This is a genomic window from Prosthecobacter sp. (assembly GCF_020439865.1).
In the GTDB taxonomy this organism is placed as follows: Bacteria; Verrucomicrobiota; Verrucomicrobiia; order Verrucomicrobiales; family Verrucomicrobiaceae; genus Prosthecobacter.
This window is the reverse complement of record NZ_JAGRPF010000078.1, coordinates 26,432-38,997: the sequence shown is the minus strand read 5'-3', so window position 1 is coordinate 38,997 and position 12,566 is coordinate 26,432. Positions and strand designations below refer to the sequence as shown.

Below are 12,566 nucleotides of genomic sequence, written 5' to 3'. Positions count from 1 at the left end.
CGACCACCCGCGATGAACTCCGACGTCCTCCTTCATTGGCTGCTCCGCACCTCCGTGGAAGCCAGCATCCTCATCCTCGCCGTGCTCGGCCTGCGCATGATGCTCGGCACGCGCCTCAGCCCCGCATGGCGCATCGGCCTATGGATGCTGGTCGGCGCGAAGCTGATGCTCCCGGCCTTCATCCCCGCTGGATTCGGCCTGGGTTCCTGGCTGCAAAAGGATAACGCCGCTGTTGCGACGCCTGCTGCAGTCACGCCAATCGAATTCATGGCGCCCTCGACGCCTGTCGTATCGCCCGTCGAGCCGTCGATCGCGAGTTCAGCCTCGAAGCCTTCTTCAGCCTTCACCCTCACCCAGGTCCTCTTGGTGACGTGGCTCGTCGGCGTGGCTGCGGTGTTTGCGATCGCCTTCATCCGCCAGCAGCGCTTCAACGCCCTGCTCCGCCGCCGTCCTCGGGCCAGCCAACCGCTTCTGCGCGCACTCGTGGCCAGCCTTTCTCACAAGGCCGGGGTGAAAAAGGCGGTGAGCGTCGTCCTCATGCCAGCGGGCACCACGCCTGCCATGGTGGGCATTCGCCAGCCGAAACTGCTGCTGCCGGAGGATTGGGACACACGTTTCGACGAGAGCAGTCTCAAGCATGTCGTGCTGCACGAATTGCTGCATGTGCGGCAGCGCGATTTGCTCTGGAACTGGGTCGCCACCGCCGTGCAGGCGCTGCATTGGTTCAATCCGCTCGTCTGGTTCGTCGTCTCGCGCTTCCAGGCCGACCGCGAGCTGCGTTGCGACGCCGGTGCGCTGGAGATCCTCGCGCCATCCGAGCGCCTCGACTACGGACACACGCTTCTCCGCATTCAGGAAACCTTCTTCGCACCACCGGCCATCGCAGGGTTGGCTCCATGCGTGCGCAACCATCCCACCCTGCGTCAACGCATCCTCATGATCGCCACTCCAACCACCCGTCAGCCCGTTCTTCAGGCCCTGCTCGTCCTCACGCTCGGCACCCTCGTCTGCTACTCCTTCACCACCGCACGTGCGGCGGAAAAAGAAGTTCCGCCGAAGGTCCGCGGTGGCGAAACCCCTCGCAGCGCCGAAACCGGCAAACCCGCCACGGGTGAACGCGAAGGCGGCGAGAAGAAGCCCGGTATGCGCGAGGGTGATGGTGCGAGAAAGTCTGCTGAGCGCGAAGGCGACGGCGCGAGAAAGTCTGCCGAACGCGAAGGCGACGGAGCCCGCAAGCCTGGCATGCGTGACGGCGACGGCGCCCGGAAGACGGGCGAAGGTGACGGTGACAAACCACGCACCGGAACCCGCGAAGGCGATGGTGCCAAGAAAACCGGCATGCGCGATGGAGATCGTCCCCGCACCGGTGAACGCGAAGGCGACAAGCCCCGCACAGGAGGCCGCGAAGGTGAAGGCTCACGCAAGACCGGTGCCCGCGATGGCGACCGCTCTACCTCTTCCGGTGAGACCATCACCCTCAAAGTCATCAAGAACGGCGATGTCGTGATGGTCGGTGACGAAGAAGTCGCCATGGGCCGCCTCCGTGGTCATCTGAGCACATTCCTCCCCGACCACCCCGGCGCCCGCATCGAAGTCACCGGCGACGACGACGTCCCTCTCAAGGCCCTGCACAACACGGTCGATGCCGTGCGTGACAACGGGAACAAGAATGTGGGCATTGCCACGAAATAGGCAGCGGCTTCACTGCAACCACTTCAAATGATTGAACCCCGGGAGGCCCACCTCACGCTCATGCATCGCGCCCTTATCTTTCTGTCGCTAGCACTACAAGCCGGTGCGGTCTCGCCTGGAGAAGTAAGTTCGGCTTTGACGAAAGCCGTCTCTTTCTACCATTCTCGCGCGGCAGCGCACGGCGGCTACGTCTATCGCTACAGCGCGGACTTCACGCTTCGCGAAGCTGAGGGCATTCCGGATGCGGACACGATCTGGATTCAGCCGCCGGGCACGCCTGCGGTCGGCATGGCGATGCTGGATGCTTACGAGGCGACGAAGGACAAGGACTGCCTGAAGGCCGCCGTCGAGGCTGCGCATGCGGTGTCTCGTACGCAACTCGCTTCGGGCGGATGGGACTATTCGGGGCACTTTGACGCAAAGAATCGCGAGAAGTGGCTGTATCGTCGCGATACCGACGGCAAGCTCATCAACCGGAAGAAAATCCCGCAGAGCGAGGCCGGATGGCACATCTGGCGGCAGCGCGAATACAAGGACACGAACTACTCCACGGTGGACGACGATGTGACGCAGGCTGCCACACGCCTGCTCGTGCGTGTCGATCACGCGCTCGGGGGCAAGGACGCTGAAATCAAGGAGGCGGCCGATTACGCGCTGGAGGCCATCATGCGCACGCAGTATCCGGCCGGAGGCTGGAGCGCGCTGTTTGACACGTGGCCCACCTCGCCACCGCCTGCGGACAAGTTTCCCATCAAAGCCGGAAGCTATCCCGCCGACTGGCCACGCAAGTGGCCGAAGGACTTCACCGGCTGCTACGTGCTCAACGACAACACGCATGCCACGCTCATGAGCACGCTGCTGCTCGCCTGGGAACTTCGCGGTGATCAGAAATACCTCGATGCAGCCAAACGCGGCGGCGATTTCCTCCGCCTCGCGCAGATGCCCGATCCGCAGCCTGCCTGGGCACAGCAATACGACGCTGAAATGCATCCCGCCTGGAGCCGTGCCTTTGAACCAAGCGCCATCTGCGGTCGTGAGTCCCAGTCGGCCATGTGGGCGCTGCTGAAACTCGCCGCCGCCACGGGTGACAAGAAATACCTCGATCCGATCCCGCCCGCCCTGGCCTACCTCCGCAAGTCGCTGCTGCCCGATGGACGCATCGCCCGCTACTATGAGCTGCAGACCAACAAACCGCTCTACTTCGAACGCGGCGAAGGTGGCAAGGGCTTCGAACTCACCTACTCCGACAAAAAAGCGTCGTCGAACTACGGCTGGAAATGGGACAGCGAACTCGATGCCATCCAAGCCGCAGGCAGCAAGCTCTCACGCGGCGAACCGGTCGTCTTTCCCCGCGTCGAACTCGAACGCTGGTCCTCCCCGCCCACCGAGAAAGACATCCAGACCATCCTCGCCGAACAAAAGCCGAACGGTTCATGGGTCGCCACCGACGACGAACGCGGGTGGATGCGTGATGCCAGTGGCAAGAAGACCAACCCCGCTGGTGGCGTGATCTACAGCCTCGACTTCATCGAAAACGTGAAGGCGCTCAGCGTGTGGCTGAAAACTCAACCTCGATAAGACGATGAAACACGTCTGCCTGCCCTTGCTCCTGCTGTTCGCCTCGCTGACACGCGGCGAGGAATACGACAATCCCACACCCTGGTCCTACCAGCGCATCCAACGGCATCCGGTTCCTGCGGTCAAAGACGCCGCATGGCCGAAGGACGACATCGATCGTTTTATCCTGTCTCGTTTGGAAAAGGACAACCTGCATCCCATCGGTGATGCCTCGCGCGTAACGCTCATTCGCCGGGCGTCCTTTGATCTGCTCGGCCTGCCGCCGACGCAGGACGAGGTGGAGCGCTTCGTGCGTGATGCAGCGCCGGATGATCTCGCCTTCGCCAAGGTGGTGGACGCCTATCTTCAGTCCGAACGCTTCGGCGAGCGCTGGGCTCGGCACTGGCTGGACGTCGTGCGCTACGCGGACAGCGTGGGCCGCGTCTGGAACGCACCGTTCCTGTATGCCGCGCGTTACCGCGACTGGGTGATCGATTCACTCAACAGTGACAAACCCTACAACCGCTTCGTGGCTGAACAACTTGCAGGTGACCTGCTTCCGGCGACGACGGTGTTGCAACGCCGCGATCAAATCGTCGGCACCGGCATGCTCGCGCTCGGCAGTGTGAATGTTCAAGAAGGGAGCTATGAGCAGTTCGTGCTCGACCGAGTCGATGATCAGATCGACGTCGTTTCTCGCGCCTTCCTCGGCCTCACCCTCGCCTGTGCACGCTGCCACGATCACAAGACAGAACCGGTGAGCCAGAAGGACTACTATGCGCTGGCCGGCATCTTTTACAGCAGTGTCACGCTTAGTGGAACGCCCAACCGCAATGAGGGCTATGGTGGCGGTTATGTCAGTGCGGAGGCGCTCGTTGATCTCCCCACCACGCTCGACGAGTCGGTCGGCCCGCCAAGCCAGTTGCCAACAGGCCTGCATTCGATGGATGATCTCCGAGGACTCGGCAATCCGAAGGAAACGATCCACTACGACTGGGATCCTCACTTCTGTATGGGAGTGGTCGAAGGCGACGTCCAGAACTGTGAACTCGCTGTCGGCGGCGATCCGTATGATCGCGAGGCCGCGCCGGGTCGTGGTGAGATGAAAATGCCCGCGCTGCCACCGTTGCCGAAGATTCCGGCCAAGTCCTCCGGACGGCTCGAACTGGCCCAATGGATGACGCAGAACACGCATCCCCTCACCTCGCGCGTCATGGTGAACCGCATCTGGCAGCATCTGTTTGGCGAAGGCATCGTGCGCACAGTGGATGACTTCGGCATCACCGGCAGTGATCCCACGCATCCCGAACTGCTCGATCATCTCGCCATTCGCTTTGTCGAAGGTGGCTGGAGCGTGAAGAAGATGATTCGCACGATGATGCTCAGCCGCACCTACCGGCTCGCCACCACCGGCAATCCCGAGCATCCCGATGCCGCGAACAAACTGCGCTGGCGCCAGAACCCCAAGCGCCTCGAACTCGAACCGCTGCGCGACACGCTGCTGCAACTCGCCGGAAGGCTCAGTTTCGACCGACCGGAGGGCATTCCCATTGCAGGAACAGGCGGCAAAGGCCGGCACGGCATCACTCGCAGTCTGCTAAGCACCGAGGACAACTACCGCACGATCTATCTGCCCGTCATTCGCGACAACACCCCCGAACTCTTCAGCACCTTCGATTTCCCTGGCCCCACGCAGATCAAAGGCCAGCGCGACGTCACCACCGTCGCCCCGCAGGCGCTGTTCTTCATGAACAACCCAATGGTGGAAGAACTGTCAGCCGAGATCGCGAACAAGATCGGCAAGGATGTGAAGAGCGTTTATCGCACCGTGCTTGGCCGCGAACCCACCATGGAGGAACTCAGCGATGCCGAGGAATTGAAGCGCGAGCTTGGCTTGGAAACGCTGGTGCAGTCGCTGCTCGGCACTGCGGAATTCAGATACGCCTTTTGATTTATGAACACACGCCGCTCCTTTCTCCAGTCCACCAGCACCGGCTTCGGCTGGCTGGCTTTCAACGCGCTGCATCAGCAGTGGGCGAATGCTGCGGCACCGCCGAAGACGATCAATCCACTCGCGCCGAAGCCGCCCCACTTCACGCCCAAGGCCAAACGCGTGATCTTCATGTTCATGCAGGGCGGACCAAGTCATCTGGACACGTTTGATTACAAGCCCGAGCTGGCGAAAGCCGAGGCGCAGAAGGTTTCAAAATACATGGGTAGCGCGTTTGAGTTCAAACCGCGCGGCAAGAGCGGCATCATGATCTCCGACGCGTTTCCGGAGCTCTCGAAGCACGCGGACGATCTGTGCCTGCTCAACGGCATGCAGACGCGCACCAACGCGCATCAGATGGCCACGGTGGCTCTGCACATCGGCAACGAGACGTTTGTGCGACCTTCGATGGGCGCGTGGATTGTTTATGGACTCGGCACCGAGGCTGAAGACCTGCCCGGTTTTGTCACGATCAACCCGGCTGCCGACAACGGTGGCGCGATGAACTACGGCTCGGCCTTCCTGCCCGCGACTTTTCAGGGCACACGTCTGAGCAGCTATGGCGGCGGTGTGCCTGACTTATACAATGATCGTCTCAGCGACGCGCAGCAGCGCAAACAGATTGAGTTCATCCAAAAGGCCAACCGCAAGCTGCTGGCCGGCGATCCTGGTAATCCCGAACTCGAAGGCGTCATTCAGAGCTACGAACTGGCCTACAAGATGCAGACCAGCGTTCCCAACGTGCTCGATCTCGACAAGGAACCGCAGCACATCCGCGATATCTACGGCATCGATGATGCGGAGACGGAACGTTTTGGCGCGCAATGCCTCATGGCGCGTCGCATGGCAGAAAAGGGCGTGCGGTTCATCCAGCTCACCTCGCCTGGCTGGGATCATCACAACAACCTCCGTGAAGGTCTCACGCGTCAGTGCACGTCGATCGACAAACCGATCGCTGGTTTGATCGCCGACCTGAAGCAGCGCGACATGCTCAAGGATACGCTCATCCTCTGGGGCGGCGAATTCGGTCGTGGCAGCGGCTATGACAACGAACCTTACAACGGTCGCGGTCACAACGGTCGCGGCTACACGATGTGGATGGCGGGCGGTGGCGTGAAAGGCGGCTTCGCCTATGGCAGCACCAATGAAATGGGCGATACCGCCGAGACCGGCATCATCGGCACGCACGACTTGCACGCGACCGTCCTGCATCTCCTCGGCATCAATCACGAACGCCTCACCTACCGCTACTCCGGCCGCAATTTCCGCCTGACGGATGTCGCGGGCGAAGTGGCGAAGGACATCATTGCGTGATGAATCACCCACCCAGCACACAACCGGAAAAAGTTTACACCATGCCGGGCTGGTATGACGGCCCCAGAAGTGGCATTGCAGATTACTTGGGCAAGCCCCATGTGTTTGAATCACTCTGGGCTACAGGAGGAGGCGGATGCTGGGCAGGCTTGTTCCTCTTGATGCCCATCGACGAAGAAACCTTTGCACTCGCAATGGAAGATTGGACCATCTGGTTGAGGTGGATCTCCGCATTTCGTGCAGGAGAGGTAACACAAGATACTTCCCCTACACTGCCTCAGGACAGACAGCGGCACGAGGCTGTAGTGCGGCTTCTTGGCCAACGCTTAGAAGTAGTAACAGAGCGTTCTATTACCGTTCGCGGGGATTTTCGAGATGGGGATCATCAGGTGCTTTGGACGCCTGTGGAAGAGTCGATTGACGGGATGATCACTTTTTCCGCTTTGACGTCTCCGGGTGAGTAATCAGCAAACAATTACCCAATCGCCCTCGTCAGCAGATTCGCTGTGATGCGCTGGACGCGTGCATCCGCTCCGTGCGGTCGCGAGTAGTGGCTCCACACGGGCATGTGGCCGGGTGGTTTGCTCAGGCCCTGGGCCCACCAGATGGTGGAGGCGTTGAAGATGAAGTTGTTCTTCGGACCATCGTAGATCACCGCCTGCCACTGCTGCGGATTGATCCCACTCTGCCAGCATGTGCCGCCAGCCAGAATCTCCAGGCCCGGTAGGTCCGTGGGGGCATCGCCGTGATACTCCCAGCCGATCATGCCGGGAATCGAGTCGCCCTTTTCCATCCCGGTGCCTTCGAAGACCCAGTGTTCGGGCTTCTGGCAGAACCAGTCGCCGCCACCGTTCACCGGGCTGATGTTACGCACGCCCATGAGATAACCTTCGTCGGGTCCGCGATGCGGATAGGGGCCGTGATTCTTCTCACGATCCACTGCGTAGGTGTAATCGCCGCCATACGGTCCGCCGCGGAAGATGCGCCGGTTTGGCGCGCCGTCGGCGTTCGGTGAGAAGGGCGTGACCCAGCAGACGGAGTTGCCGGAGAGGAAGAGCAGATTAACGCCTGCGTCGCGCATCTTCGCCACGCTGTCGTGCTGGCGGATGTCCCAATACTCGTCGTGCCCGATGCTGATGAAGGCTTTGCACTTCAACCCATGATCCGGTGTGATCATGTCGGCGTTCGAGCAGTAGGTCACATCATAGCCTTCCTTCTCCAGCCAGTAGGCGGCGGGAAACTCGAAGCACAGCCACTCGCCGCTGCCGACGGACTGCGGGTTCTCATAGATCTGCGCATACTTCGCATACGGCCGATCAAAGCTCACATCCGACCACGGCCCCTGATTGCCCTTGGGATCGGTGTAGAGCGAGTAATCGTCAGGCCACTTGTTGTAGGCCTGCCAGGTGTTGTCGCTGCATTGAAATAGGATGTCCGCCTTCCGATCGTCGGTCACAATGAAGACGATGTAGCTCTGCCAGTAAGGTTCGTCTTTCGACGATGGCAAAGTGGTGAGACGGCCCAGATACACACCGCTCAACCAGTCGCTCGGGATCGTGATCGAGGTCGATTTGTCCCAGCGGCATTCGCGCAATCGCTTCTCGCCGATTCCCGGCACCGGCTGTTCCTTGCCTTCAAACGGTCCGAGCTCCGTCATCAACCGTGCGCCGCATCCACCGTAGTAGCCGGTGCGGAAGATCTCGATTTTGAAACGTGCCGTCGGCTTCGTGCTGACGAAGATGTCAAGCGTTTCACCTGCCTTGACCGACTGACGCGAGCAGTAGCCTTCGATCACTGGCGAGCGAAAGCCCTCCGTCTTGTCGAGCCGCATGCGGGTGAGCTGCCAGTCGGTCGATCCTGGCTTGGCGTTTTCGTCGGTGATCAGGGACATGGCCTGATTACGCGGCTTTCCGGCCAAAACGATCAGTAGGTCGCTCTTCCGCCAGACAAATCGAAGACCGCCCCTGTGGTAAACGAGCAATCTTCAGAACTCAGCCAAGCGACGAGGGCTGCTGCTTCCTCCTTCTTGCCAAAGCGGTTCATCGGGATCTTCGACAGCATGTAATCGATGTGCTGCTGCGTGAGCTGCTTCAGGATGTCAGTCTCGATCACCGCAGGCGTCACCGCATTCACGATGATGTTGCTGGTGGCGAGCTCCTTGCCGAGCGACTTCGTCAACGCGACCACGCCAGCTTTCGAAGCGCTGTAGTGCGCGGCATTCGGATTCCCTTCCTTGCCCGCGATGGAGGCGATGTTCACGATGCGACCATAGCCATTGTTCAGCATCTGCGGCACGACGGCGCGGCAGCAGTGGAAGGGACCGTTCAGATTGATCGCCATCACGCGCTGCCATTCGGCGGGATCGGTTTCCCACGTCTTCGCATTGTTGCCTGCGATGCCGGCATTGTTGACGAGAATGTCGATCTTTCCAAAGGCTCCAAGCGTGGTGGCCACGGCGGCATCCACAGAAGCAGGATTCGTCACATCGACTGTCGCGCTATACACCTGGCCGATGGCCGAGAGTTCTACCTTCGCCACTTCCAGAGCGGCCGCGTCCATGTCCCAGAGACATACGCTCGCGCCGGATTCAAGCATGCGTTTGGCGATGGCCTGACCAATACCCCGCGCACCGCCGGTGACGATGGCAACTCTGTCTTTGAGATCGATTTGATTCATGGAGCAGAGCAATCGTGCCTAGTCTTCCCAGACTTTCAGCAGTTCCACTTCAAAGATCAGCGTTTCGTTCGGTCCGATGTCGATTCCGGCGCCGCGTTTTCCATAGGCCAGTTCCGACGGGATGAACAATCGGAATTGTGCGCCTTCCTTCATGAGCTGCATGCCCTCTTTCCAGCCCTTGATGACGCGCTTCAGCGGAAACTCCGCCGGCTCACGACCGGCGAGGTAGGAGCTGTCAAATTCGACGCCGTTGAGCAGCTTGCCGCGGTAGTTGACGACCACAGTGTCCTTGAGTTTCGGGCTCGGCCCCGTTCCCTCGCGCAGCACCTCGTATTGCAACCCACTGGCCGTGGTGATGATGCCGGGCTTTTGGGCGTTGTCAGCGAGGAAGGCTTTGCCGAGTTCGAGAGCGGATTGGGACATGCGGGAAGGTTGAAATGAGCCCATGCCACTGCACGCAAGAAAGTTCACCTGCAACCGCAATTCACGCACAGTGCCGCGTTGGTTTCGGCGAAATCCCTGCCATCTTACTGCCGTATCCTTTCCGCCCCCGAAATCCCCCTTCACATGCTCCGCCGCCTCACCTTTGCGTGCATCGCCCTTCCCTGCCTGCTTTCCGCCGCCGAACGCGGTGAAGACGCGTATCAAAAGCGCATCCTGCCCCTGCTGCAAAAGTTCTGCTACGACTGCCACGGCGACGGTTCGGACAAGGGCGACTTCGCGCTCGACGAGTATCCCGAGTATTCGAAGATGATCGCCGACAAGGTGCTGTGGGATCACACCCGCCAGCAACTCGTCACCCACGTGATGCCTCCGCAAAAGAAGGACAAGCCTTCTCTGCCGGAACGCGATGAGCTGGTGGCGTGGATCGACGATACCGTGTTCTGGTTTGATCCTGAGAAAGCCGATCCCGGCCACGCCACGCTGCGCCGCCTGAACCGCACGGAATACAACAACACGATCCGCGACTTGCTGCTTGTCGATCTGCGTCCGGCGAACGAGTTCCCGCCGGACGACACCGGCTACGGCTACGACAACATCGGCGATGTGCTCACCGTCTCACCCATGTTGATGGAGAAATACATCCGCGCTGCGAATACCGTCGCCGAGAAGGCGCTCGACACGTCCACCCTGGAGCGAATCGATCTCGAACTCGGTGCCAAGAAGTTTTGGAATCAAAAGGGCGAGACGAAGGAATGGGAAGGCGTGCGCTGGTTTCACAGCAACGCGGATGCCGCGACCAAATTCACCGCACCCGCCAGCGGCACCTACTACCTGAAACTCCACGTCTCCGCGACCCAGGCGGGTCCGGACGTGGCGAAGCTCAAGCTGCAGGTGGATGGTAAGGACGCTGGCACCTTCGACATCACCGCACGCTATCGCGGTGACAAAGGACCGTGGCAGACGATCCGCCAAGAGCTCCAGCTTGGCGGCGGCGAACACAAAATCGTCGTCGGCTTCGTGAACGATTTCAGCGACCCGCAGAATCCCGATCCCGAGAAGCGCGACCGCAATCTCGTGCTCGATCACCTCGACATCGAAGGTCCCTTCGGACTGCTGCCGCCACGCGGCACGCGTCTCGTGCAGTGGTTGCTCGATGGCAAACCTGCCGGCCTGCCCGCGATGAAACTCAGCGGCGAGGATTTCGAACGCGGCGAAGGAAACTCGTCGCGCGACACTGGAGCCATCGTGCTGCCCAGCAACGGCTACGTGAAGCATCCAATCGAGATCTCCAAGCCCGGTAAATATCGTTTCATCGTCAAAGCCGGTGCGCAGCAGGCTGGGAACGAACCTGCGAAGTTCGACGTGCGCATGGCCGGCAAAAACATCGGCTCTTTCTCCGTCACCGCGAAGGATCAGGCTCCGCAGTGGTTCAAGACGGAGGCCGATCTTCCCGCAGGCAAGCACGAGCTACAGGTCTGGTTCCTGAACGACTTTTACGACGAAAAGACGCGCCAGGACCGGAACTTCTGGCTCCATCAATTCACTATCGAAGGTCCACTCGATCAGCCTGCGGGCATCGACAACACGTCGCTTCCGGCCCTCGTCGAAAAACTCGGCACGCGCCTCTTCCGTCGTCCCATGCTCGATGCGGAAAAGACCAAGTGGAACACCTTTGCCAGCCTCGGCACCAAAGAAGGCCTGCAACCGCTCGAAACACTTGGCTACGTGCTGCGCGGCATGCTCGTCTCGCCTTCGTTCCTCTATCGCGGCACACCGCGACCGGTTGGCGATGCGAAGAACGGCGTAGCCTTGATCGATGAACACAGCCTCGCCTCTCGCCTCTCCTATTTCCTCTGGTCCGCACCGCCGGATGACCGTCTGCTGCAACTCGCCGCCAAAGGAGAACTCCGCAAGAATCTGACCGCTGAGGTGAAGCGCATGATCACCGACTGGCGTGGCACAAGCCTCACCGACAACTTCGCCGGTCAGTGGCTGCAACTGCGTGACATGGACATCGTGGACGTGGACACCCGTCGTTTCCCCGATTGGAAGGGCGGCATGGGTTACCTGATGAAGCGCGAGTCGCAGATGCTCTTCGAGCACATCCTGAAAGAGAACCTCAGCGTCATCGAGTTCCTGAACGCCGACTACACCTTTGTGAATGACAAGCTCGCCCGCTTTTACGGCATCTCCGGTGTGAAGGGCGACAAGTATCAGAGGGTGTCCCTGAAAGGCACCACACGCGGCGGCATCCTCACTCACGGCAGCATCCTGACGCTCACCTCCAATCCCACGCGCACCTCGCCGGTGAAGCGCGGCAAGTATCTGCTGGAAAACATCCTCGGCACCCCGCCGCCACCGGCTCCGGGTGGGGTGGCACCGCTCGACGAAAAGAAAGCCAGCTTCGGCAAGCTGACGCTGCGTCAGCAGCTCGAAGAACATCGCAGCAACGCCTCCTGCGCCGGCTGTCATGCCTTCCTCGACCCCATGGGACTCGCCTTTGAAAACTACGACGCCATCGGACGCTGGCGGGACAAGGACAAGAACCTGCCCATCGACGCCTCGGGCAGCCTCGTGCGCGGACAATCGTTCAAGGACTTCGCGGAACTCCGGACACTGCTCGTCAATGAAATGAGCGGCCAGTTCGTCAAGAACCTCGCCGAAAACCTCATGACCTACGCCCTGGGTCGCGGACTCGAATACTCGGACAAACCGGCGGTAGAGGCCATCTTGAAACGCGCCGCCGCATCCGGAAACCGCTTCCAGGACATCATCCTCGCCGTTTGCGAGAGCGTGCCGTTCCAGAAGATGCGCGTTGGCCAGCAGCCCTCCGAGTGAGGCGCGTGAATGGTTCTTTGACCAGACCAGACGATTCATCTTGGATCACGTATCC

The 12,566-nt window shown here is 60.6% G+C and carries 9 protein-coding genes; 6 read left to right on the top strand and 3 right to left on the bottom strand.

Features of this window, described 5'->3' with window-relative positions; genetic code table 11:
- Positions 1-12 precede the first annotated feature (12 nt).
- Genes KDL09_RS08530 through KDL09_RS08510 form a run of 5 tightly spaced genes read left to right on the top strand, consistent with a single transcriptional unit; the run spans position 13 to position 7,017 of the window.
- Positions 13-1,692: a M56 family metallopeptidase gene (locus tag KDL09_RS08530; protein ID WP_294383926.1), complete on the top strand. Its 1,680-nt coding sequence runs from the start codon at positions 13-15 to the stop codon at positions 1,690-1,692.
- Between the two features lie 60 nt (positions 1,693-1,752).
- Positions 1,753-3,270 carry a hypothetical protein gene (locus KDL09_RS08525; protein WP_294383924.1) on the top strand — a complete coding sequence of 506 codons (1,518 nt, stop codon included), beginning with the start codon at positions 1,753-1,755 and terminating at the stop codon, positions 3,268-3,270.
- A 4-nt stretch (positions 3,271-3,274) separates the two neighbouring features.
- Positions 3,275-5,200 (top strand): DUF1549 and DUF1553 domain-containing protein, encoded by a 1,926-nt coding sequence (locus tag KDL09_RS08520; RefSeq protein WP_294383921.1) that lies wholly within the window; start codon positions 3,275-3,277, stop codon positions 5,198-5,200.
- A 3-nt stretch (positions 5,201-5,203) separates the two neighbouring features.
- Entirely contained in the window at positions 5,204-6,553 is a 1,350-nt protein-coding gene (locus KDL09_RS08515; protein WP_294383918.1) for a DUF1501 domain-containing protein, read from the top strand.
- A complete protein-coding gene (locus KDL09_RS08510) occupies positions 6,553-7,017 on the top strand; it encodes a hypothetical protein (RefSeq protein WP_294383914.1) in 465 nt (154 codons plus the stop codon). The genes KDL09_RS08515 and KDL09_RS08510 overlap by 1 nt, the downstream gene beginning before the upstream one ends.
- Before the next feature lie 11 nt (positions 7,018-7,028).
- Here the strand turns inward: KDL09_RS08510 and KDL09_RS08505 are convergent, their stop codons facing one another.
- From KDL09_RS08505 to KDL09_RS08495, 3 genes are read right to left on the bottom strand one after another with little or no spacing between them, the layout of a single operon-like run.
- Positions 7,029-8,444, bottom strand: a complete 1,416-nt coding sequence (locus tag KDL09_RS08505; protein WP_294383912.1) for a N,N-dimethylformamidase beta subunit family domain-containing protein — start codon at positions 8,442-8,444, stop codon at positions 7,029-7,031.
- A 32-nt stretch (positions 8,445-8,476) separates the two neighbouring features.
- The gene (locus tag KDL09_RS08500) at positions 8,477-9,229 is read right to left on the bottom strand and encodes an SDR family NAD(P)-dependent oxidoreductase (RefSeq protein WP_294383910.1); all 753 of its coding nucleotides are present in this window, start codon (positions 9,227-9,229) and stop codon (positions 8,477-8,479) included.
- 18 nt (positions 9,230-9,247) lie between these two features.
- Entirely contained in the window at positions 9,248-9,652 is a 405-nt protein-coding gene (locus KDL09_RS08495) for an FKBP-type peptidyl-prolyl cis-trans isomerase (protein ID WP_294383908.1), read from the bottom strand.
- 144 nt (positions 9,653-9,796) lie between these two features.
- Between KDL09_RS08495 and KDL09_RS08490 the strand changes: the two genes are divergently transcribed.
- Positions 9,797-12,511, top strand: coding sequence for a DUF1592 domain-containing protein (locus KDL09_RS08490; protein ID WP_294383905.1), 2,715 nt, complete (start codon positions 9,797-9,799; stop codon positions 12,509-12,511).
- Positions 12,512-12,566 lie beyond the last annotated feature (55 nt).